Origin of the sequence: Pseudomonas sp. B6001 (genome assembly GCF_013386015.1) — a bacterium.
Lineage (GTDB): Bacteria > Pseudomonadota > Gammaproteobacteria > Pseudomonadales > Pseudomonadaceae > Aquipseudomonas.
The window spans coordinates 305,250-328,593 of the sequence record NZ_JACAOX010000018.1; the positions used below are offsets into that span (position 1 = coordinate 305,250).

Sequence of the window (23,344 nt, forward strand, 5' to 3'; positions counted from 1 at the left end):
GGAACCCTAAGCCGCCGTTACCGCAGCAACGGATATGTACACCACACCACACCACACCACAACGCCCCCACCCCCTGTTGGCCCACCTCTTGCTAAAGAATCCCCACAGGTAGCCAACGGCGGTTGCCCCCTCCACGACAAAGACGTCGCACACCCGGTTTGCCCCAGCGAACCCGGTGGCGGCGTTTTTTCGTTTTGGCCCCATAGCCCGGGGCCGATGGGGCGGCCCCAGCCGTTCCATCACCAGGCCTTCTCATAAGACCCCTTACCGCTGAGGTGCGTGATGAAATCAAGCTTCTGGAAATCCGGTCACACCCCGACCCTGTTCGCCGCGTTCCTGTATTTCGACCTGAGCTTCATGGTCTGGTACCTGTTGGGCCCATTGGCGGTACAAATCGCCGCCGACCTGCACCTCACCACCCAACAACGCGGCCTGGTGGTCGCCACCCCCATCCTGGCCGGCGCAGTGCTGCGGTTCCTGATGGGCATGCTCGCCGACAAACTCTCCCCCAAGACCGCCGGCCTGATCGGCCAGGTGATTGTCATCGGCGCCTTGTTCGTCGCCTGGAAACTCGGAATCCACAGCTACGAGCAAGCCCTGCTGCTGGGCATGTTCCTCGGTATGGCGGGAGCCTCGTTCGCCGTCGCGTTGCCACTGGCGTCCCAGTGGTACCCCGCCGAGCACCAGGGCAAGGCCATGGGCATCGCCGGCGCCGGCAACTCCGGGACGGTGTTTGCGGCCCTGCTGGCACCGGTGCTCGCCGCCGCGTTTGGCTGGAGCAATGTGTTCGGCTTCGCACTGATCCCGCTGATCCTGACGCTGATCGTCTTCGCCTGGCTCGCCCGCAACGCCCCGCAACGACCCAAGGCCAAGTCCATGGCCGACTACTTCAAAGCCCTGGGCGACCGCGACAGTTGGTGGTTCATGTTCTTCTACAGTGTGACCTTCGGTGGTTTCATCGGCCTGGCCAGCGCCCTGCCCGGCTATTTCAACGACCAATACGGCCTGAGCCCGGTCACCGCCGGCTACTACACCGCCGCCTGCGTATTCGGCGGCAGCCTGATGCGGCCTTTGGGCGGCGCCCTGGCCGACCGTTTCGGCGGGATTCGCACCCTGCTCGGCATGTACGGCGTGGCAGCGATCTGCATCGCGGCGGTGGGGTTCAACCTGCCAAGCTCCTACGCAGCACTGGCGCTTTTTGTGTGCACCATGCTCGGTTTGGGTGCCGGTAACGGTGCAGTCTTCCAACTGGTGCCCCAACGCTTTCACCGCGAGATTGGTGTGATGACCGGCCTGATCGGCATGGCCGGCGGCATCGGCGGTTTCGCCCTGGCGGCGGGCATGGGCGCGATCAAGCAAAGCACCGGCAGCTATCAGTTGGCGCTGTGGTTGTTCGCCAGCCTGGGCGTGCTGGCCTGGTTCGGCCTGTACGGCGTCAAGCGTCGCTGGAGAACCACCTGGGGCTCGGCTGCGGTGACGGCTGCACGGGTCTGATGAGCCTGCAACTGAGCTTCGCGCAGGCCAGCGCCACCGGCCCACGGCAGGAAAACCAGGACGCCTTGCGCCTGGTCACTCCCGCCCCGGAGCTGGCCGCCAGCAAAGGCTACCTGTGTGCCATCGCCGATGGCGTCAGCCAATGCGCCGATGGCGGACTGGCTGCACGCTCGACCTTGCAAGCGCTGGCCCTGGACTATTACGCCACGCCGCAAACCTGGGGCGTGGCCCAGGCCCTGGAACGCTTGCTGGTGGCCCAGAATCGCTGGCTGCAAGCCAACGGCGGCGGCCAGCCGTTGCTGACCACCCTCAGCGCCCTGGTGTTTCGCGGCCAGCGTTTTACCCTGGCTCATGTGGGTGATTGCCGGGTGTATCGCTGGCTCGATGGCCAGTTGCAGCGCCTGAGCCAGGAGCATGTGTGGGAGCAACCGGGCATGCAGCATGTGCTCAAGCGCGCCATGGGCCTGGATCAGCATCTGGTGCTGGATTTCCTCGACGGCGAGTTGCGGGCAGGCGAGTGTTTCCTGCTGCTCAGCGACGGCGTGTGGGCGACCCTGGATGACAACAACATCAGCGCAATCCTGCGGGAACAGTCGGACCTGGACCTCGCGGTAAACACCCTGGTCAGCGCCGCGCACCTGGCCGGTAGCCAGGACAACGCCAGCGCCCTGCTGGTCCGCGTCGACCAGCTTGGCGCCGCCACCCTCGGCGATGCGCTGGTGCAGTTGCAGCAATGGCCCCTGCCGCCCCCCCTGAAACCCGGCCAGCGCTTCGAAGGCTGGCACGTAGAGTCGCTGTTGGGGCAAAGCCGCCAATCCTTGCTCTATCGGGTGCGCGATGCCCATCAACAGGCGTGGCTGCTGAAGACCTTGCCGCTCAGCCACGACGATGACGTGTTCGCCGCCCAGGCATTGCTGTCAGAGGAATGGTTCCTGCGCCGGGTCGCCGGCCGCGCGTTTCCTGAAGTCCATCCAGCCAGTGGCCGTCAGCATTTGTACTACGTGATGCGTGAATACTCCGGCCAAACCCTGGCCGAACTGTTCAAGCACCAGGGCCCATTGCCCCTGGCGCAGTGGCAAACCCTGGCCGAGCGCCTGTTGCGTGCCGTCGGGCTGCTGCACCGCCGGCAGATCCTGCACCGCGACATCAAGCCGGAAAACCTGCTGCTGGGCGAGGATGGCGAATTGCGTGTGCTGGACTTCGGCCTGGCCTACTGCCCCGGGCTCTCGGAGGATCGCGCGCACCTGTTGCCTGGCACGCCAAGCTTTATCGCCCCGGAAGCCTTCAACGGCGAACGCCCTACCCCGCAACAGGACCTGTATAGCGTCGGTGTGACCTTGTATTACCTGCTCACCGGGCATTACCCCTACGGCGAAATCGAAGCTTTCCAGCGTCCCAGGTTCATTACGCCTGTCGGCGCCAGCCGCTACCGCCCCGACCTGCCCGACTGGCTGCAACAGAGCCTGGAGCGCGCAGTCGCCGCGCAACCCGAGCAACGTTATGAAACTGCCGAGGAATGGTTGCTGGTACTGGAGCAGGCGGATCGCCGCGAGTTGAGCACGCGACCAAAACCTCTGCTGGAGCGCGAACCGCTGAAGGTCTGGCAAACGTTGGCCGTGCTGTCGTTGCTGATCAATCTGGTGCTGTTGTACTGGCTGTTGCACCACTAAGAGGCGAAATTTCTCGATACATCGCCGCGCCACTTAACAAAACCGGCCAAAATCCTACTTGGCACAACCGCTGCATTAGCTTTCCCATCAACACACATATAGCCGCACCTTCAACGTCGAAGGTCGGGCTTCCCGAGAGAACGGGACCAGGACAAAGGCGTCCTCGCTACTTACGTAGCGGGGACGCCTTTTTTTGTTGCGCACGATTTGTCGAGCCACTGCGGAGAACGACATGAAGAAACTCAAACTGGTGATGATCGGCAACGGCATGGCCGGGGTTCGCACCCTTGAAGAATTGCTCAAGCTGAGCAGCGACCTGTACGACATCACCGTTTTCGGCGCCGAGCCCCACACCAATTACAACCGCATTTTGCTGTCGCCGGTGCTGGCCGGTGAGCAGACCTTCGAAGAGATCGTGCTCAATGATTTGAGCTGGTACCTCGATAACAACATCAAGCTGTTGCTTAACCGCAAAGTGGTGCAGATCGACCGGGTCAAACGCAAAGTCATCGCCGAAGACGGCAGCGAGGCCGAGTACGATCGCCTGCTGATCGCCACCGGCTCCACGCCGTTTATCCTGCCGATCCCGGGCAATACGTTGCAGGGTGTGATCGGCTACCGCGACATCGCCGACACCCAGGCCATGATCGACACCGCCAAGACCCACAAGCACGCGGTCGTCATCGGCGGCGGCCTGCTGGGCCTGGAGGCCGCCAACGGCCTGATGCTGCGTGGCATGCACGTGACCGTGGTGCATATCGGCGAATGGCTGCTGGAACGGCAACTGGACAAGACCAGCGGCCAGTTGCTGCAAACCGAACTGGAAAGCCGTGGCCTGGTGTTTCGCTTGAAGGAGCAGACCGAGGCGCTGCATGACGCCGGCAACGGCCGCGTCGGCTCGGTGCAATTCAAGAATGGCGATGTGATCCCCGCCGACCTGGTGGTGATGGCTGCGGGCATCCGCCCCAACACCGAACTCGCGGAAAAATCCGGCATCCCGTGCAACCGTGGGATTCTGGTCAACGACACCCTGCAAACCTACGACCCGCGCATCTATGCCATCGGCGAATGCGCCAGCCATCGCGGGATCGCCTATGGCCTGGTGGCGCCGCTGTTCGAACAGGCCAAGGTCTGCGCCAACCACCTCGCCCAGCTGGGTTTCGCGCGTTACCAGGGTTCGGTGACCTCCACCAAATTGAAAGTCACGGGCATCGACCTGTTCTCCGCCGGGGATTTCATGGGTGGCGAAGGCACCGAAACCATCACCCTTTCCGACCCGATTGGCGGCGTCTACAAGAAGCTGGTGATCAAGGACGACATCCTCGTCGGCGCCTGCCTGTACGGCGATACGGCTGACGGCGGCTGGTATTTCCGGCAGATCCGTGAGAACCATGCCATTGGCGAGATCCGCGATCACCTGATGTTCGGTGAAAACGCTTTGGGCGATGTAGGCCACCAAGGCCAGGACAAAGCCATGAGCATGGCCGACACCGCCGAAGTCTGCGGCTGCAACGGCGTGTGCAAGGGCACCATCGTCAAGGCGATTCAGGAACACGGGCTGTTCAGCGTCGACGATGTGAAGAAGCACACCAAGGCTGCGAGTTCCTGCGGTTCCTGCGCCGGGCTGGTGGAACAGATCCTGATCAACACCGTGGGCGGCGCGGCGGACGTCAAACCGAAAAGCGAAAAAGCCATCTGCGGCTGCAGCGACCTCAACCACGGGCAAATCCGCCAGGCCATCCGCGACCAGCACCTGCTGACCATCGCCGGCACCATGAGCTACCTGAACTGGCGCACCCCGAACGGCTGTGCCACCTGCCGCCCGGCACTCAACTACTACCTGATCTCCACTTGGCCCGGCGAGGCAAAAGACGATCCGCAATCGCGCCTGATCAACGAACGCGCCCACGCCAATATTCAGAAAGACGGCACCTATTCGGTAGTCCCGCGGATGTGGGGTGGTGTGACCAATCCGTCGGAACTGCGGCGCATCGCTGATGTGGCCGACAAGTACAACGTGCCGATGGTCAAGGTTACCGGCGGGCAGCGCATCGATTTGCTCGGCATCAAGAAGCAGGACTTGCCCGGCGTATGGAAAGACCTCGATATGCCATCCGGCCACGCCTACGGCAAATCCATCCGCACCGTGAAGACCTGCGTCGGCAGCGAGTTCTGCCGCTTTGGTACGCAGAACTCGACGCAACTGGGGATTGAGCTGGAACATGACCTGTTCAATATGTGGTCGCCCCACAAGGTCAAGCTGGCAGTGTCCGGCTGCCCGCGCAACTGCTCGGAAGCGGGGATCAAGGACGTGGGAATCATCGGCGTCGATTCCGGCTGGGAGATGTACATCGGCGGTAACGGCGGGATCAAGACCGAGGTCGCCGAGTTCTTCGTCAAGCTGAAAACCGCCGAAGAAGTGCGCGAATACAACGGCGCTTTCCTACAGCTCTACCGGGAAGAAGCCTTCTACCTGGAGCGCACCGTGCACTACCTGCAACGGGTCGGCATGGAGCACATCAAGAAGGCTGTACTGGAAGACCCGGCGCGGCGCCAGGCACTGAATGAACGCCTGCAATTCTCCCTGTCGTTCGAGCAGGACCCGTGGAAAGAACGCCTGGAACAGCCGCTGCTGAAAAAGGAATTCGACACCATCCCCGTCAAACTGCTGGAGGTGCCGGCATGAACTGGCTGGATATCTGCGCCCTCGAAGAAATCAACGCCCTGGGCTCGCGCATCATCAGCGGGCCAAAAGGCGACATCGCGATTTTTCGTACCAGTGACGACGAGGTTTTCGCCCTCGACGACCGCTGCCCGCACAAGGGTGGCCCGCTGTCCCAAGGCTTGATCTACGGCAAGCGCGTGGCCTGCCCGCTGCACAACTGGCAGATCGACCTGGAGTCCGGGGAGGCCCAGGCACCGGACGTCGGCTGCGCCCATCACCACCCGGCCCGTGTGGAAAACGGCCGGGTGATGTTGGCGCTGCGGGACGCCGGTTGATGAACCGCCAGACCACCGCGTCCACCTGCTGCTACTGCGGGGTCGGTTGCGGCGTACTGATCGAGCATGATGGCTCGCAGATCCTCGGCGTCAGTGGCGATCCGAGTCATCCGGCCAACTTCGGAAAATTGTGCAGCAAGGGCTCCAGCCTGCACCTCACCGGAGACCTCGCGGCCCGCGCGTTGTACCCGGAACTGCGGCTGGGCAAAGGCCTGGCCCGCAGCCGCACCGACTGGGATACCGCCCTGGAGCACGCGGCGAACGTGTTTGCCGAAACCATCGCTGAACACGGGCCGGACAGCGTCGCGTTCTATATTTCCGGGCAGTTGCTGACCGAGGATTACTACAGCTTCAACAAACTGGCGCGGGCGCTGGTGGGCACCAACAACATCGACAGCAACTCGCGGCTGTGCATGTCTTCGGCGGTGGTCGGCTACAAGCGCAGCCTGGGGGCCGACGCGCCACCGTGCAGCTACGAGGACCTGGAGTCGAGCGACTGCGTGATGATCGTCGGCAGCAATATGGCCTACGCGCATCCGGTGTTGTTCCGACGCCTGGAGGAAGCCAAGGCCCGCCGGCCACAGATGAAAGTGCTGGTAATTGATCCCCGGCGCACCGACACCTGCGACTTGGCGGACCTGCATCTGGCGATTTTGCCGGGTACGGATGTCGCATTGTTCCATGGGATCCTGCACTTGTTGTTGTGGGAAGACTGGATCGACCGCGACTTTATCCAGGCCCATACCGACGGCCTGGTCGAACTCAAACGCCTGGTTCACGACTACACACCGCAAATGGTCACGCAGTTGTGCGGGATCAGTGTCGAGCAACTGCGTCTGTGTGCGGAATGGGTCGGCACCTCGGCGAGTTTTCTGTCGTTGTGGTGCATGGGGCTCAATCAGTCCACCGCCGGCAGCGCGAAGAACAGCGCCTTGATTAACCTGCATTTGGCGACCGGCACCATCGGCCGCCCTGGCTGCGGACCTTTCTCCCTGACGGGTCAGCCGAATGCCATGGGTGGGCGGGAAACCGGCAGTTTGTCGAATTTACTGCCTGGCCATCGTGAGGCTGCCAACCCCGAACATCGGGCAGAAGTAGCCGCGTATTGGGGGGTCGACCAACTGCCGGCCAGCACCGGGCTGACCGCCATCGAATTGTTTGAACAGATGCAGGCCGGCAAGATCAAGGCCTTGTGGATCGCGTGCACCAACCCCGCCCAATCCCTGCCCGACCAGAACACCGTGCGCCAGGCCCTGGAAGCGTGTCCGTTCGTGGTGCTACAGGAAGCCTTTCGTACAACCGAGACGGCGCGTTACGCCGACCTGTTGCTGCCAGCCGCGAGCTGGGGCGAGAAGGAAGGCACAGTGACCAACTCTGAGCGGCGCATTTCCCACGTTCGCCGAGCTATCGCCCCACCCGGGGAAGCGCGGCCGGACTGGGCAATCACCGTGGATTTTGCCCGACGCCTGGAGCAGCGTCTTTGTCCCGGAAAACCGGGGCTTTTTGCCTTTGAGCAACCGGCACAGATCTTTGATGAATACAAGCTGCTGACCCGTGGGCGGGACCTGGACCTGTCGGGTATCAGCCACGCGCTGCTGGACCGGATAGGCCCGCAGCAATGGCCATTCCCGGCCGATGCGGTGGGCGGAACACCAAGGCTGTACACCGACGGATTTTTCCCTACGGAGACTGGCCGCGCGCACTTTGTCGCCGACCCTTATCGCGCCGCCAAGGAGCAGCGTGACGCGCGCTTCCCACTCACCCTGATCACCGGCCGCCTGCGGGACCAATGGCATGGCATGAGCCGCACCGGCACCGCTGCGCAGCTGTTCGGCCATGTCAGTGAAGCAGTGCTCAGCCTGCACCCGGACGAACTGCGTCGCCATCGCTTGAAGGAAGGGGATCTGGTCAGCCTGAAAAGCCGGCGCGGCAGCGTGATTGTGGCCGTCGGCAGCGATGACAGCGTGCGTCCCGGCCAGGCTTTCCTGCCGATGCACTGGGGCGACCGTTTTCTTAAAGGCGGCGTAAATGCGCTGACCCAGCCGGCATTCGACCCGCTGTCCAAACAGCCGGAACTCAAGCACAGCGGCGTGCGCCTGGAGGCGGTGCGACTGCCCTGGCACTTGTTTGCGCTGATTGAAGGCGATGTGCAGCAACACTTCGAAGCGTTGCGACCGCTGTGTGACGGCTTTGCCTACGTCAGCCTGAGCCTGACCGGACGCGAGCGGCCTGCCCTGCTGATTCGTGCGGCGCATCACGAGGCGCCCGCCCTTGAACTGCTCAAGCAGATCGACCAACTGCTGGGCCTCAACGACGGCCCCGTGATGGCGTACGACGACCCGCGGCGCTCCATTGGCAAGCGGGTAAAGATTGAAAAAGGCCGTATCACCGCGATCCGCCTGGCTGGCGAAACCCTGGCTCGCCACTGGCTGCAAAGCCTGTGGCTGGAAGGTCGCACCGATGAGCAGTTACGCCGCTGGTTGTTGGCACCATTGAGTGCGCCACCGGGGGGCGGCTCGAGCAGCAACAAGACGCTGTGCAACTGCAAGAACGTCAGCGAAAGCGCGGTCTGCGCCGGCATTGCCCGGGGCCTGGACCTGAACGGGCTGAAGCAGGAACTAGGTTGCGGCACGCAATGCGGCTCCTGTGTGCCGGAAATCAAACGGTTATTGGCGAGCGGCAAGCAGCCAATCGCGATCAGAGTGTGAGGCAAGCATATGAGCGCAAAAGTCTGGCTGGTGGGCGCAGGCCCCGGCGATCCGGAACTGCTGACACTCAAGGCGGTGAGAGCGCTGCGGGAAGCCGATGTGGTGCTGATCGATGATCTGGTCAACCCGGCGCTGCTGGAGCATTGCCCCGCTGCACGGCTGATCACCGTGGGCAAACGCGGTGGCTGCCGTTCCACCCCACAGGCGTTTATCCATCGCCTGATGTTGCGTTATGCCCGGCAGGGTAAATGCGTGGTGCGGCTCAAGGGCGGAGACCCGTGCATTTTTGGTCGCGGCGGCGAAGAGGCGGCGTGGCTCAGGCAGCAAGGGGTGGAAGTGGAGTTGGTCAACGGCATTACGGCAGGGCTGGCCGGGGCAACAAACTGCGATATCTCGCTGACGTTGCGCGGTGTCAGCCGTGGCGTCACGTTGGTCACGGCCCATACCCAGGACGACAGCAGCCTCAATTGGCGGGCCCTGGCCGAGGGCGGCACGACGCTGGTGATCTATATGGGGGTGGCGAAACTGGGGGAAATCCGCCGGCAATTGCTGGAAGGTGGCATGAGCGATGACATGCCGGTGGCGATGATTGAAAACGCTTCACTGCCACAACAGCGCGAATGCCGCAGCAGCCTCGCCCGGATGCAGGATGATGCGCACGAATTCGCGCTCAAGAGCCCGGCTATCCTGGTGATTGGCCGGGTTGCGCAAGCGACGCAGGCGCTTGCGGCCCTGGCCAGCGCCACGGCCTGAGGCAAATTGCAGGCGAAAAAAAGCCCGGCCTAAGCCGGGCTTTTTTCTACAACTCAGTAATTACTGAGCTGCTTGTGCTTCTACCGAGGCTTCTACACGACGGTTGATAGCACGGCCAGCTTCAGTTGCGTTGTCAGCAACTGGGCGGGATTTGCCATAACCAACCGAGCTTACACGGTTAGGAGCGATACCGTCTTTGACCAGGACTTGCTTAACAGCGTCAGCACGACGCTGGGACAGCTTCTGGTTGTAAGCGTCAGGACCGACGGAGTCAGTGTGACCTTCAACAACGGTGGTGGTTTGTGGGTACTGTTTCATGAAGTCAGCGAGGTTTTTCACGTCGCCGTAGCTGTTAGGCTTAACAACCGACTTGTCGAAGTCGAACTTCACGTCCAGCTCAACACGGACAACCTGAGCAACCGGAGCTTCTGGCTCTGGGGTTGGCTCTGGAGCTGGTGCTGGGGTAGGAGCTGGAGCAGTTTTGCCAGCGTTGCCGCCGAAGTTTACGCCCAGGCCAACCAGTGCGGAGTAGTCCCACTTGCCGTTGTCGATAGCGTAGTCAGCTTCAACACCAGCACGTGCGAACAGGTTGTCGGTGAAGTAGTACTTCACACCAGCGCCAGCGATAGCCAGGGTCGATTGATCGCGACCTTTGTGACCATCAGCTTCAACGTTGGTACGGCTCTGGTGGCCGAAACCGCCCTCTACGTATGGACGCAGGGAGTCGACGCCAGCTTGACCGAAGTGGTACTGGGCAGTAACGCTGCCGGTATCACCTTTGATCTTCTGGTTGCCAGTACCGTCGTTCGAACGGGTGTGGTTGGTAGTGTCGTAGTTCAGGTTGATCGACACGTCGTCGGTCAGGAAGTAACCGATGCTGGCGCCAGGATTGAAGCCGTCTTCGATATGTTTGACGCTATCGTTGAACTGCTTTTTGTAAAACAGCTGGCCTTCAACTGCGCCTTGGCCTTGTGCCAGAGCGCCGACAGAAGTGGCAGCAATAAGAGTACCAATGGCCAAGCCCAAGGTGTTTTTCAGTTTCATCCGTTAAATCCCCATCTGGTGATTGTAAAGCAGTCCCACATACCGGGGGACAACTCGGCGACAAGTCTAACAGAACTTGCCTACACGTAAGAGATATTTGCCACGCACTAAGTTTCAGTGCTGCCCGCAAATTTCTCACGTAATTTATCAAGAGCGCGTTTGTAACGCATTTTTGTAGCACTCAAACCCATATGCATGATGTCAGCGATCTCCTGAAACTCCAGCTCTGCGACAAATCGTAGCACCAGAATTTCCCGGTCAATCGGATTCACATGCACCAACCAGCGATCGAGTCCGCCCTTTTCTTCCGGGGTAGGCGCCTTTTCCTCAGACGCTTCCTCAAGGGGGTCCAGACTCAAAGCATCCATCAAGCGACGCTTTCGCCGTTCCTTCCGATACTGCGTGATGCACTCGTTGTACGTGATGCTATAGAGCCATGTCTTGAACTTCGATTTTCCCTCGAAGTTCTTCAGGCCGTATAGCACCTTGAGCATCACTTCCTGACAGACATCATCCGCATCTCTATCGTTCCCTAAATACCTTGAACAAACGTTGAACAGAGTGCGTTGATACCTGCGCATCAATTCTTCGTACGCGCGTGTTACGTGAAACAGCTCCGTGTGCGAGCGCGCGACCAACTCCTCATCAGAGAGCTCACGGGGGTCATAGCGCGTGGACAGCGTTTGGGCTTTATTCAAAACAAGTCGTGCCGACAGTCAGGTCAATGTCCGCCATGGCCTGGATACCCAGGTTTGCGGCGGCGTACATTAGCAGGATTCGCCGGGTTAGCGGCTAGTCACATGCTGTTCCAGCAGGATCCGGTTCGAAAGCGACACCAGTTCGCCATCGTCCGTCAGCACTGTCGTCTTGACCGTGCCGATCTCCTCGATCTGCCCTTCGACCTCGCCCACACGCACTTGTTGCCCAACCTGATATAGCTCACGCACATAGATTCCCGCAAGAATCTGCCCGGCAATTTCCCGGCTTCCCAGTCCCATGGCCAGCGCAACGGCCAGACCAACGGTAATCAAAACAATCACAATCACATGGTTCAGCAGGTCGGTCTTGACCTCCAGCTGGCTGATCGCGACCGAAATACTGATGATAATCACCAGACCCTGGGCGATTCGCCCCAGGCCGCTGGCGTAATCCAGACCCACGCCTTCAGCCGCGCCACGCACCAGGCCATTGGCCAGTTGCGCCAGCAAAACCCCTACCAGCAACACCAGCGCGCCACCGAATACTTTCGGCAAATACAGCGCCAGCATGTCGAGCGTAGCTGAAACTCGCTCAAGTCCAAGGGATTCAGCCGCAGAAACCAGAAAAATCAGCAAAACAAACCAATAAACGATCTTGCCGATCAGTGTCGAGATCGGCACTTGCAACCCGGCACGCCCCAAAATCTTGGTCAGGCCGGTGCCCCCCATCAATCGATCAAGACCCAGCTTGGCCAGCAACTTGGAAAGCAGGGTGTCAAGCAGCTTGGCCACGACAAAACCCAGCAGTACCACCACCAGTGCACCAAACAGGTTGGGAATGAAATTCGCCACCTTGGTCCACAACGCAGTCATTGCAGTTACCAGACTCTGGGTCCAGAGATCGAGTTCCATATTCATTCAGCCTTATCAGCAGTGCGAGCAAGAGGTTTACGACGGGAAACCGGTGAGACATGGGCCGAACCATTGTTCAAGGCCATCATCAACGCCGGCAACCAGCGGCCAAGCAGACCGAACAGATCCCCCGCCCCGACCTGGCGGTTGGCGGTTTTCAAGACGCGACCCAGGCAAGCATCGTCGTCCCGGTTGGACGGCGAGGCATTGAGCATGTCACGCAAAGACTGTTCGAACGGATCGTGCATAAAAAACCTCTCGCAAGTGATTTAAAAGACGAGGGTAAAATTCTTCGGGTCACATGACCTCTTTCCACGTTCAGGTCACATTCAGCTCAAACCCAACGTAACCGTCGAAACAACCACCATTGCCCGACCGCCACCGTGACCATCATCAGGCAGGCAATCAGGAACCCGTAAGGGCTGGAAGAGAACGGAATTCCGCCTACATTGATGCCCAGCAAACCGGTCAGGAAACTCATCGGCAGGAAGATCCCGGTGATGATCCCGAAGCGGTACATGGTGCGGTTCATGCGCAGGCTCAAACGCCGGTCTTCGGTCTCCAGCACAAGCCCCACGCGCTCCCGGGCCAGCTCAAGCTCTTCCAGGTAGCGGGTCAGGCTGTTGTTCAATTCGTTCCAGTAGTCAGCATCGTCGTCACAGAACCAGGGCAATTTGATCCGGGTCAACTGCGCGAAAATATCCCGCTGCGGCGACAGGAAACGTTTAAGCCCGGCGGCGCGCCGACGGATCTGCAAAACGCTGCCATGCTCCGGAGTATACCGTTCGTCGGCATCCAGTTTTTCTTCTTCGATATCGACGATTTCGGACAAGTCGCTGACCAGATCCTGAACCTTGTTGGTCAGGTACTGCGCCATATACAGGACCAGTTCCGAGGAAGTCTTCGGCCCCTTGCCGTCTGCCAGTTGCACCAGCAACTCGTCGGTGGCGCGCAATGGGCGCAAACGCAGGGAAATCACCCGCGCTGCCGAGGCAAAGATCCGCACCGAGACCATGTCTTCCGGTTCGGCGCCGGGATTGAGGTTGACCCCGCGCAAAAACAGCAGCAGTTCGGCATCCGGCAGCGGCAACAGGCGTGGGCGAGTGTTCTCCTCCAGCAGCAGGTCACAGGCGAATTCGCTGAGGCCGCTGGATTTGCGCAACCAGGTCTGGGTCTGGGGATGGCTACGGTCCCAATGCAGCCACAGGCTTTCCTGAGGCTGCAGTTGCAGCTCATCAAGCTCTGTCCGGGCAATCGAACGCGCACCACCTTTACCGTCCAGCACCAGGGCATGCACCAGCCCCCACTGCGCGTTTTCTTCCTCGAACATCCTCACCCCTGTCGGCTACTGCTGTTTATTCAGGCATCTTCAGCGGGCTGGGGGAGACGATCACACCGTTATTGTCGGCGTACACGTACTCGCCCGGGCGGAAGGTCACGCCGGCGAATGTCACCGCCACGTTCAAATCGCCAATACCGCGCTTATCAGTCTTCATCGGGTGGCTGGCCAGGGCCTGCACGCCCAGGTCGGTCTGGGCGATTACGTCGACATCGCGGATGCAGCCGTAGATCACCAGCCCTTCCCAGCCGTTTTTCGCGGCTTTCTCGGCGATCATGTCGCCCAGCAACGCGCGGCGCAGGGAACCCCCACCATCGACCACCAGCACCTTGCCGGCCCCATTGAGCTCGGCTTGTTCCTTGACCAGGGAATTGTCTTCAAAGCACTTGATGGTCACGATCTCGCCACCAAAGGAGTCCCGGCCGCCGAAATTGCTGAACATCGGCTCAACCACCTGCACCAGCTCCGGATAGGCGTCACACAGGTCGGGGGTAAGGTAATGGTTCATCGAGAAACTCCTGTAGGTGAAAGAAGGTGTCAAACATCCCACTGTTTACTTACATCTGGAAACGCTTTGCCGTGAAGGTTCTTTAATCCGAGCCGAATAGTCGGGCCCATCGGATAGCAACGCAAGACCCACTGCGCGACTGAATATGACCAGAACCACCCAGCGCGTCATATCTTAGCCTCTACGGCAAACAAGCGAAACGCCCCTGATAGAGCCTTGCGCTCAAACCGCTGCCAGTTCCTGCGCCTGTGCCCCCAGCAAAGGTGTAAGCGGATTTTTCAACCAGCGCGTCACCAGCGGCCACACTTCAGCCTGGGCGGCCTTGCTGACGAGCATCTCGACATGCCCGAAATCCCCGCTGAACCCTTGCTGGCGCCCCAGGCACAGGTATTGGCGATGCTCGGAGCCGACCTGCTCAAAGAGCTTGCGACAGGCCCAGTCCGGGTCCTGGTGATCGCCGGCGGCGCTCACCGCCAACAGCGGCACGTCAACCTCGGCCAGGCCTTTCCACCAATCCTGCTTACCTTCGCCAAAGCGGCCGAACAGCCCATTCCAGCGCATGGCTTCAATCAATACGCCCGCCGGCTCGTCCTCCGGGCCGCGTTTCCACCGAGCGCCGGACAATTGGCCGAAACGTTTCAAGAGCAGGCGACCGGTCCACTCCACCGGTGGCAACTTCAACGGCCAATGCGTGCGACTGACCTGGCAGCCAAACAGCGCCACCGAGGCCACTGCCGGCGCGCCAAGGTGCTGCCCACCCAGGGCCGCAGCCAGGGTTGTGCCACCCAGGGAATGCCCGATCCAGTGGGGAATCTGCCCGCTTTGCTCACGCACGAAGGCGGCAATGGCCGGCAAGTCGTAGCGAGCATAGTCGGCGACACGATTCGTGGCGTAGTCCTGATTGCGCCGGGACAGCCCGTGACCGCGCATTTCCGGGATCCAGACGTCAAACCCTTCGCGCGCCAGGTAGGCGCCCAGGCCGATCCCCTTGGGCGAGTACCAGAAGCGGCGGTTGGAAAAACTGCCATGCAACAAAACCACCGGCACGCCCCGGTTTTCCGGGACGTCAGCCAGGCCCAGGCGGGTCACGGCCAGCTCGACGGTACCGTCAGGGCTGTTGCCGGGTTTCAGCCGATACACATCTTCACTCAGGTCGCCACGACGCTCAGCGCTGATCAAGGCGACGGGAAACAGGTTGCTGCTGCTTTGCATAATGCTCTTGCACAAAAAAGGGCGGCGTCCGGAAGGAGTTCCGCCCTGTACAGAATGAGAAATGCCGGCCAACCGCAAGGTTGACCGGCACTTTTGGGTGTTGCGTATTACGCCTGGGCTTGACCTTCAGCCAGGAAGAACCAGGTTTCCAGTACGGAATCGGGGTTCAGCGAGACGCTTTCGATGCCCTGCTCCATCAGCCACTTGGCCAGGTCCGGGTGATCGGAAGGGCCTTGGCCGCAGATCCCGATGTACTTGCCGGCCTTGTTGCACGCCTGGATGGCGTTGGCCAGCAGCTTCTTGACCGCAGGGTTACGCTCGTCGAACAGGTGGGCGATGATCCCGGAGTCGCGGTCCAGGCCCAGGGTCAGCTGTGTCAGGTCGTTGGAACCGATGGAGAAGCCGTCGAAGAACTCCAGGAACTCTTCAGCCAGGATGGCATTGGATGGCAGCTCGCACATCATGATGACGCGCAGGCCGTTCTCGCCACGGGACAGGCCGTTTTCAGCCAACAGGTCCACCACCTGACTCGCTTCACCCAGGGTGCGCACGAACGGCACCATGATTTCGACGTTGGTCAGGCCCATCTCGTTGCGCACGCGCTTGAGGGCACGGCATTCCAGCTCGAAGCAGTCGCGGAAGGCTTCGCTGATGTAGCGCGAGGCGCCACGGAAGCCGAGCATCGGGTTTTCTTCTTCCGGCTCGTAAAGCTTGCCGCCGATCAGGTTGGCGTACTCGTTGGACTTGAAGTCCGACAGGCGCACGATGACCTTTTTCGGGTAGAACGCCGCTGCCAGGGTGCTGATGCCTTCCACCAGCTTCTCGACGTAGAAGCCCACCGGGTCGTTGTAGCCGGCGATGCGCTTGTCGACGCTTTCCTTGATGTCCGGCGGCAGGCCGTCGTAGTTCAGCAGGGCCTTGGGGTGCACACCGATCATGCGGTTGATGATGAACTCCAGGCGGGCCAGGCCCACACCGGCGTTCGGCAATTGCGCGAAATCGAAGGCGCGGTCCGGGTTGCCGACGTTCATCATGATCTTGAACGGCAGGTCGGGCATGGCGTCGATGGAGTTTTGCTTGATATCGAAGCCCAGCTCACCTTCGAAGATGAAGCCGGTGTCGCCTTCAGCGCAGGACACGGTTACGCCCTGGCCGTCTTTCAACAGTTGGGTGGCGTTACCGCAACCGACCACTGCCGGAATCCCCAGCTCGCGGGCGATGATCGCCGCGTGGCAGGTACGCCCGCCACGGTTGGTGACGATGGCGCTGGCGCGCTTCATCACCGGTTCCCAGTCCGGGTCGGTCATGTCGGAGACCAGCACGTCGCCTGGCTGGACCTTGTCCATCTCGGACACGTCCTTGATGATCCGCACCTTGCCGGCGCCGATGCGCTGGCCGATGGCACGGCCTTCCACCAGCACGGTGCCGGTTTCTTTCAACAGGTAGCGTTCCATGACGTTGGCCGAGGTGCGGCTCTTCACGGTCTCAGGGCGGGCCTGGACGATGTATAGCTTGCCGTCGTCGCCGTCCTTGGCCCATTCGATGTCCATCGGGCACTTGTAGTGCTTCTCGATGATCATCGCTTGTTTGGCCAGTTCGCTGACTTCGGCGTCGGTCAGGCAGAAACGCGCGCGTTCGGCCTTGTCGACATCAACGGTTTTCACCGAGCGACCGGCCTTGGCCTCGTCGCCGTAGATCATCTTGATCGCCTTGCTGCCCAGGTTGCGGCGCAGGATGGCCGGGCGGCCGGCTTCAAGGGTGTGTTTGTGGACGTAGAATTCGTCCGGGTTCACCGCGCCTTGTACGACGGTTTCGCCGAGGCCGTAGGCGCCGGTGATGAACACCACGTCGCGGAAGCCCGATTCGGTGTCCAGGGTGAACATCACGCCGGCGGTGCCGGTTTCCGAACGCACCATGCGCTGCACACCGGCAGACAGGGCCACCAGCTTGTGGTCGAAACCCTGGTGTACGCGGTAGGAAATAGCACGGTCGTTAAAGAGGGAGGCAAACACTTCCTTGGCTGCGCGGATCACGTTTTCCACGCCGCGGATGTTCAGGAAGGTTTCCTGCTGACCGGCAAAGGAAGCGTCTGGCAGGTCTTCGGCGGTGGCCGAGGAGCGCACGGCGACGGCCATGTCCGGGTTACCGGCCGACAGCGTGGCAAACGCGGTGCGGATCTCGGCGTTGAGCTTCTCGGGGAATTCGGCTTCCATGATCCATTGACGGATCTGGGCACCAGTCTTGGCCAGGGCGTTGACGTCATCGACGTCCAGCGCATCGAGGGCGGCATGGATCTGATCGTTGAGGCCGCTCAACTCGAGGAAATCACGGTAAGCCTGGGCAGTGGTGGCAAAACCACCTGGCACCGATACACCGGCACCCGCAAGATTACTGATCATCTCGCCCAGGGATGCGTTCTTGCCCCCTACGTGCTCTACATCATGGACGCCGAGCTTATCGAGGGAAACTACGTACTCTACCAAGGTGATCTCTCCACTTTCTGTGTTGGAAAAGCTCAGGACGCCGGCGGCTCAGTAGGAGCGGTTACCGGCGTTTGTGGCCTGGACCTGGAAAATAAGTGAGAATGCGGCCCACTGCGGGACGGCAAAATCGCGCCTATCATATCCAAGATTCGTCATCAGCTTAAGGCCCAAGGCTCAAATGAAACGATCTGCTTTCTTTATCTCCGACGGCACCGGCATTACAGCCGAAACCCTGGGTCAAAGCCTGCTGGCGCAGTTCGAAAACATTACCTTCAGCAAATTCACGCGACCCTATATCGATAGCGTGGATAAAGCGCGAGCCATGGTACAACAAATCAATCTGGCGGCCGAAAAAGACGGATTTCGTCCGATCATTTTCGACACCATCGTCAATCAGGACATTCGTGAGATCCTCGCCACCTCCAATGGTTTCATGATCGACATCTTCTCTACCTTCCTGGCGCCGCTGGAACAAGAGTTAAGTGAACATTCGTCATACTCTGTCGGAAAATCTCACTCCATTGGCCATAACTCCAACTATATGGAGCGGATCGAGGCGGTGAACTTCGCCCTCGACAACGACGACGGCGCCCGCACCCACTACTACGACAAGGCTGATTTGATCCTGGTGGGCGTGTCCCGCTGCGGCAAGACGCCGACCTGCCTTTATATGGCCATGCAGTTCGGGATTCGCGCGGCCAACTACCCGCTGACCGAAGACGACATGGAGCACCTGACGCTGCCGAGCGCCCTGCGCGCGCACCAGCACAAGCTGTTCGGGCTGACCATCGACCCGGACCGCCTGACGGCGATTCGCAACGAGCGCAAGCCCAATAGCCGTTACTCCAGCTATGCGCAGTGCGAATTTGAAGTGCGGGAGGTGGAAAATCTGTTCCGCCGGGAAAATATTGCGCACATCAATTCCACGCATTTTTCGGTGGAAGAGATTTCGGCGAAGATACTGGTGGAGAAAGGGGTGGAGCGGCGGTTCAAGTAACTCCGCGCGCTGGCCAAGGTGCTTGTGTGGCGAGGGAGCTTCTGTGGCAAGGCAGCTTGCTCCCGCTCGACTGCGCAGCAGTCGTAAACCAGACGACTGGTATTTAGTGAATGGCTTTGGGGCTGCTTCGCAGCCCAGCGGGAGCAAGCTCCCTCGCCACAGGGGTCATGCTCACAACAAGCTGTTGGGTTCACAGGTGAAACCGCCCCCCGCCCTGCCCCAGCGCCGTCGCCAGCGCATCGAACCCATCCAGCAGCAACTGATCATCCCCCGACGTATTGCAGATGCTCGCCCGAATGAATTGCGGCACCGCCGTCTGCCCCACGGCAAACGCTTCGGCTGTCGCAATCAGGTAATTGTTCTGCTTTAACTCCGCCTCGATTTCCGACGCGCGCCATGGCTCCGGGACTTCGATCCAGAAGTGCGGGCTGTTCAGGTGAGTGCGGTACTCCAGCCCGATCAACAAACCTTCCACCAGTGCCTTGCGGCGGCTGATTTCCTGGATCTGCTGGTGCAACAGGTGTTCCGCCGTGCCGTTTTCGATCCACTGGGTCGCCAGTTCCAGGGTGACCGGCGTGGCCATCCAGCAGGTGGAACGCAGGGCCGCAGAAATCCGGCTGACCAGCGCCGGCGGTGCATGCACGTACCCAACCCGCAAGCCTGCCGATACCGCCTTGCTCAGGCTGCTGATCAGAATCGTACGCTCCGGAGCAAAATGACTCAGGGGCGGCGGACGGTCTTCCACCAGCACACCGTGGGCCTCGTCCTCAAGAATCAGCAGGTTGTGTTCCCGACAGACCTTCACCAATGCCTCACGGCGCGGGACCGACAGCACCGCCGTCGTAGGATTCTGGATGGTCGGCGTGCAGTACAACGCCGACACCCGGTGATTGCGGCAGACTTCATCCAGCGCCCCCGGCAGCAGCCCTTCTTCATCCATTTCCAGGCCGATCAGGCGGATGCCCAGCATGCGCGCGGCGGTGATCAGCCCCGGATAGGTCAACTGTTCGGTCACCACCGTATCGCCGGCTCGCAACAGCGCCATCATTGCGCAGAGCAACCCATGCTGGCCGCCGTTCACGCAAATCACCTGCTCGGGAATCGGGTGGAAATCCCGCTGCACCAGCCACTGCGCACCCGCCGCCCGGTAACGCGGCAGCCCGGCATCCGGGGTGTAGGCACTGATGTCCTGCAAGAACTTGGCGTTGTTCGCCAGCGTCTGGAAGCTCTGGGCCAGGAACGTGGTCTCCTGCCCGGGGATGTGCATGTTGCGGCTCATATCAAAGTATTGCCGCGGCTCGTCGCTGAAGTTGCGAAAGCCTTCATCCCGCTGGCGCTCCATCCCACGCTTGCGTACGAAAGTGCCGTCGCCGACCCGCGCCACTACCAGCCCCAGGCGTTCCAGCTCACCGTAGGCGCGGCTGATGGTGCCAATGGTGACCCCCAGATTGTCGGAAAGCACCCGATGAGGCGGCAGTTTTCTTCCCGGTTCAATCAAGCCTTCAAGGATGCCTCGCTCCATGACATCGGACAGGCGCTTGTACTTCACGCCCTGCCCGTTGGAGAGTCCTTCTCGCATAATTGACACCATGTCAATATTTGTTTTGACAGCCATCATTCGCCCTAATAGTGTGCTTTTACGGGTTCAATCACCGAATCATGGCACTCAATATAGAGGTCAATTCGGTCTCATGGAAGCAATGTCACGATGCCAATGTCCGCCGTTCTCGAAAATGCTGAAAAAACAAAAACTCACAAGCAGTGGTTGGCCGGGCTGATTACCAGTGTGATGTTCCTGATCGTGTGTCTCAGCTGGGGCACTACCTGGCTGGGCATCAAGATCGCTGTGGAAAGCGTGCCACCGCTGACCTCCGCCGGGCTGCGGTTCCTGATCGCGTTTCCGCTGTTCCTGTGTTTCGCCTGGGTGCGCCGCGAGCCGATCCTGTTTCCCCGGGAAAGCCGCTGGTTTTTCGTGTTTGTGACGCTGTCCTACTTCAGCGTTCCGTATTACCTGCTCAACTACGGCGAGATGCATGTTTCGTCCGGCCTTACCGCGCTGCTGTTCAGCTGCATGCCGGTGTTTATCCTGATTTTCTCCGCGCTGTTCCTGCGCGAGCGCATCTACTTTTCCCAGGTGATCGGTATCGCCATCGGTTTCGGCAGCCTGTACATGATCATCAAGAGCCAGGGCCTGCACCTGGACCATGCCGAGTTCTTCGGCGTGCTGGCGATCCTCGCCGCCGCGATCATGCATGCCTTGTGCTACGTGATTACCAAGAAACAAGGCAGTGCCATCAGCGTGATCACCTACAACACCCTGCCCATCGGCATCGCCGGGTTGATGCTGTTTGTCGCCGGGCTGTGGTTTGAAACCCCGACCTTTGAAGACATCACCCTGCGTTCCTGGAGTGCGCTGTTCTACCTCGGGCTGGTGGCCTCGGTGGGCGGCTTTATCGTGTATTTCATGCTGCTCAAGCGCCTGAGCCCGATCATTTTGTCCTTCGTGTTCATCATCTTCCCGGTGTTCGCGGTGATCATCGGGGCCTGGTACGAGGGCGTGCAGATTTCCAGGGACCTGATGATGTATTCGGCGATCCTGCTGGCCGGCTTTGCCATCACCAAGCTGCCCATCGAAAAGCTCCTGGCGAAGAAAAACTGAGATGAAGGTCCTGAGCCCAAGCGCACTGGAGCAGATCTACGCCCACGCCGACCGCAGCTACCCCGAGGAATGCTGCGGCTTCGTTTTCGCCGATGGCAGCGTGTACCTGGGCAGCAACATCCAGAACGAGCTGCACCGCAAGAACCCCGAGATGTATCCACGCAGCGCCGCCAACGGCTACACCTTTTCGGTGGCCGACACGCTGATGATGAACAAGGCGTTTCGCGGTGATAACCCGGTGGTGGTGATCTACCACTCCCACCCTGACGTCGGCGCGTATTTCAGCGACGAAGACCAGGACAAGGCCCTCTTCATGGGCGAGCCGATCTACCCCGTAAGTTACCTGGTGGTGGATGTTCGCCAGGGCAAGACCCAAGGTTCCAAGCTGTTTGCCTGGGATGGCAAACGTTTCGCCCAAAACCCCTTCAACGACCTGCAAACGGAGTTGTGCATGAACGCTGTCTCTTTCCCCGACATCCTGGTCCGCGTGGCCAAGCTGCCAGCATCGACCCTCGAGGGTGCCGGATCGACATTGCGCGAAGTCATTGAAAACCTGTGCGATAACCATCCGAATTTACGTGCGCACCTGTTTCACGAAAATAACAACCAGATCAAGGAGCACTTCCTCTTTATCGCCGAAGAAGAACTGATCAACGCCGATGACAGGTTACCGGAAGAAGCCAAAATCGAAGTACTGCTGGCCACCTCCGGCGGCATGGACGTCGACCAACTGAGCAACGAAGAAGTGCAGCGCTACGTGCGCCACATCACCCTGCCCGGCGTCGGCCGCGAAGGCCAGTTGAACCTGAAGAAAGCCCGCGTGCTGATCATCGGCACCGGCGGCCTCGGTTCGCCCATCAGCCTGTACCTGGCGGCAGCCGGCATCGGCACCCTGGGGCTGGTGGATTTCGACGTGGTGGAAAGCAGCAACCTGCAACGCCAGATCGTCCACGGCAACAGCACCCTGGGCCTGCCCAAGGTCGAGTCCGCCAAGCAGCGCTTGCAGGACCTCAACAGCCACATCCAGATCAACACCTACGACACCGCCTTCAACACCGACAACGCCCTGGAACTGGTGGGCGCCTATGACCTGGTGATCGACGGCACCGACAATTTCGAAACCCGCTACCTGGTCAACGACGCTTGCGTGCAGTTGGGCAAGCCGTTGGTGTACGGCGCCATCTACCGCTTCGACGGGCAGATCAGCGTGCTCAACTATAAAGGCGGGCCGTGCTATCGCTGCCTGTTTCCCCAGGCACCACCGGCGGAACTGGCGCCCAACTGCAGCGCCGGCGGGGTCATCGGCGTATTACCCGGGGTGGTCGGGATGATCCAGGCCACCGAGGCGATCAAGCTGCTGATCGGCATTGGCGAACCACTCTCGGGCCGGCTGATGCGCTTTGATGCGCTGGCGATGAAGTTCAGCGAGATCCGCTTCAAGCGCCGCGCCGACTGCCCTTGCTGCTCGGAACTGCGCCACAGCCAAACCATCGCCCCCGCCGTCTGCGCCGACGCCCTGCCAAGCCAACCTTCCCTGGCCGAAGAACGCTACATCAAGCCGCGGGTGCTCAAGCAACTGCTCGAGCAACACAGCAAGGCCGACGTACTGCTGGATGTGCGGGACGCCAGCGAGCTGGAAGTGTGCAAGTTGCCGGGGGTGGTGCACATCCCGCTGGCCGAGCTCGACGGGCAACTCGCCAACCTCAGCCGCGACAACACGCACTACCTCATCTGCTACGCCGGGACCCGCGCGGAGCAAGCCGCCAGCACCTTGCTGGCCGCCGGATTCGCCAACACCAAAGTACTGCAAGGTGGCATGAAACACTGGGTTCGCGACGTCGAACCCGACATGCCTTTGTACTGATC

Annotated in this window: 18 protein-coding genes; 9 read left to right on the plus strand and 9 right to left on the minus strand. The window is 60.6% G+C overall.

All coding sequences use genetic code 11. The annotated features are described in order from the left end of the window. Window positions 1–283 precede the first annotated feature (283 nt). The 6 genes from HX821_RS21110 (at window position 284) to cobA (ending at window position 9,626) form a co-directional block, all read left to right on the plus strand. On the plus strand, window positions 284–1,495 hold the full coding sequence (locus HX821_RS21110; RefSeq protein ID WP_003215029.1) for a NarK/NasA family nitrate transporter: 1,212 nt from the start codon (window positions 284–286) through the stop codon (window positions 1,493–1,495). Next, window positions 1,495–3,165: a bifunctional protein-serine/threonine kinase/phosphatase gene (locus HX821_RS21115; RefSeq protein ID WP_177036350.1), complete on the plus strand. Its 1,671-nt coding sequence runs from the start codon at window positions 1,495–1,497 to the stop codon at window positions 3,163–3,165. Before HX821_RS21110 ends, HX821_RS21115 begins: the two co-directional genes overlap by 1 nt. 232 nt (window positions 3,166–3,397) lie before the next feature. Beyond that, on the plus strand, window positions 3,398–5,851 hold the full coding sequence (gene nirB / locus HX821_RS21120) for a nitrite reductase large subunit NirB (protein WP_003215025.1): 2,454 nt from the start codon (window positions 3,398–3,400) through the stop codon (window positions 5,849–5,851). After that, on the plus strand, window positions 5,848–6,165 hold the full coding sequence (gene nirD / locus HX821_RS21125) for a nitrite reductase small subunit NirD (protein ID WP_003215022.1): 318 nt from the start codon (window positions 5,848–5,850) through the stop codon (window positions 6,163–6,165). The genes nirB and nirD overlap by 4 nt, the downstream gene beginning before the upstream one ends. After that, the gene (locus HX821_RS21130) at window positions 6,165–8,873 is read left to right on the plus strand and encodes a nitrate reductase (RefSeq protein ID WP_102605097.1); all 2,709 of its coding nucleotides are present in this window, start codon (window positions 6,165–6,167) and stop codon (window positions 8,871–8,873) included. Before nirD ends, HX821_RS21130 begins: the two co-directional genes overlap by 1 nt. A 9-nt stretch (window positions 8,874–8,882) precedes the next feature. Beyond that, window positions 8,883–9,626 carry a uroporphyrinogen-III C-methyltransferase gene (cobA, locus tag HX821_RS21135; protein WP_003215019.1) on the plus strand — a complete coding sequence of 248 codons (744 nt, stop codon included), beginning with the start codon at window positions 8,883–8,885 and terminating at the stop codon, window positions 9,624–9,626. Window positions 9,627–9,686: 60 nt separating this feature from the next. On the opposite strand, the gene HX821_RS21140 is transcribed toward cobA, so the two are convergent. The 8 genes from HX821_RS21140 to ppsA form a co-directional block, all read right to left on the minus strand. Further along, entirely contained in the window at window positions 9,687–10,670 is a 984-nt protein-coding gene (locus tag HX821_RS21140; protein WP_003215016.1) for an OmpA family protein, read from the minus strand. A gap of 107 nt (window positions 10,671–10,777) precedes the next feature. Next, a complete protein-coding gene (gene sigX / locus HX821_RS21145) occupies window positions 10,778–11,368 on the minus strand; it encodes an RNA polymerase sigma factor SigX (protein WP_003215014.1) in 591 nt (196 codons plus the stop codon). 87 nt (window positions 11,369–11,455) lie between these two features. After that, window positions 11,456–12,280 carry a mechanosensitive ion channel domain-containing protein gene (locus HX821_RS21150; RefSeq protein ID WP_008432650.1) on the minus strand — a complete coding sequence of 275 codons (825 nt, stop codon included), beginning with the start codon at window positions 12,278–12,280 and terminating at the stop codon, window positions 11,456–11,458. A gap of 2 nt (window positions 12,281–12,282) precedes the next feature. Continuing rightward, window positions 12,283–12,528 (minus strand): hypothetical protein, encoded by a 246-nt coding sequence (locus HX821_RS21155; RefSeq protein ID WP_003215011.1) that lies wholly within the window; start codon window positions 12,526–12,528, stop codon window positions 12,283–12,285. Window positions 12,529–12,614: 86 nt separating this feature from the next. Continuing rightward, window positions 12,615–13,610, minus strand: coding sequence for a zinc transporter ZntB (locus HX821_RS21160; protein ID WP_003215009.1), 996 nt, complete (start codon window positions 13,608–13,610; stop codon window positions 12,615–12,617). A 25-nt stretch (window positions 13,611–13,635) separates the two neighbouring features. After that, window positions 13,636–14,127 (minus strand): ribonuclease E activity regulator RraA, encoded by a 492-nt coding sequence (gene rraA / locus HX821_RS21165; RefSeq protein WP_003215007.1) that lies wholly within the window; start codon window positions 14,125–14,127, stop codon window positions 13,636–13,638. A 222-nt stretch (window positions 14,128–14,349) separates the two neighbouring features. After that, window positions 14,350–15,339 (minus strand): alpha/beta fold hydrolase, encoded by a 990-nt coding sequence (locus HX821_RS21170; RefSeq protein WP_177036351.1) that lies wholly within the window; start codon window positions 15,337–15,339, stop codon window positions 14,350–14,352. 107 nt (window positions 15,340–15,446) lie between these two features. Then, window positions 15,447–17,822 carry a phosphoenolpyruvate synthase gene (gene ppsA / locus HX821_RS21175; RefSeq protein ID WP_003215003.1) on the minus strand — a complete coding sequence of 792 codons (2,376 nt, stop codon included), beginning with the start codon at window positions 17,820–17,822 and terminating at the stop codon, window positions 15,447–15,449. A 178-nt stretch (window positions 17,823–18,000) separates the two neighbouring features. On the opposite strand from ppsA, the gene HX821_RS21180 reads away from it, so the two are divergent. Continuing rightward, window positions 18,001–18,819: a pyruvate, water dikinase regulatory protein gene (locus HX821_RS21180; protein ID WP_003215001.1), complete on the plus strand. Its 819-nt coding sequence runs from the start codon at window positions 18,001–18,003 to the stop codon at window positions 18,817–18,819. A gap of 190 nt (window positions 18,820–19,009) precedes the next feature. Here HX821_RS21180 and HX821_RS21185 read toward each other — a convergent pair whose 3' ends face one another. Next, the gene (locus HX821_RS21185) at window positions 19,010–20,434 is read right to left on the minus strand and encodes a PLP-dependent aminotransferase family protein (protein ID WP_102370226.1); all 1,425 of its coding nucleotides are present in this window, start codon (window positions 20,432–20,434) and stop codon (window positions 19,010–19,012) included. A 150-nt stretch (window positions 20,435–20,584) separates the two neighbouring features. On the opposite strand from HX821_RS21185, the gene HX821_RS21190 reads away from it, so the two are divergent. Then, a complete protein-coding gene (locus tag HX821_RS21190; RefSeq protein ID WP_166742189.1) occupies window positions 20,585–21,478 on the plus strand; it encodes a DMT family transporter in 894 nt (297 codons plus the stop codon). A gap of 1 nt (window position 21,479) precedes the next feature. Next, window positions 21,480–23,342 (plus strand): molybdopterin-synthase adenylyltransferase MoeB, encoded by a 1,863-nt coding sequence (moeB, locus tag HX821_RS21195; RefSeq protein ID WP_177036352.1) that lies wholly within the window; start codon window positions 21,480–21,482, stop codon window positions 23,340–23,342. Window positions 23,343–23,344 lie beyond the last annotated feature (2 nt).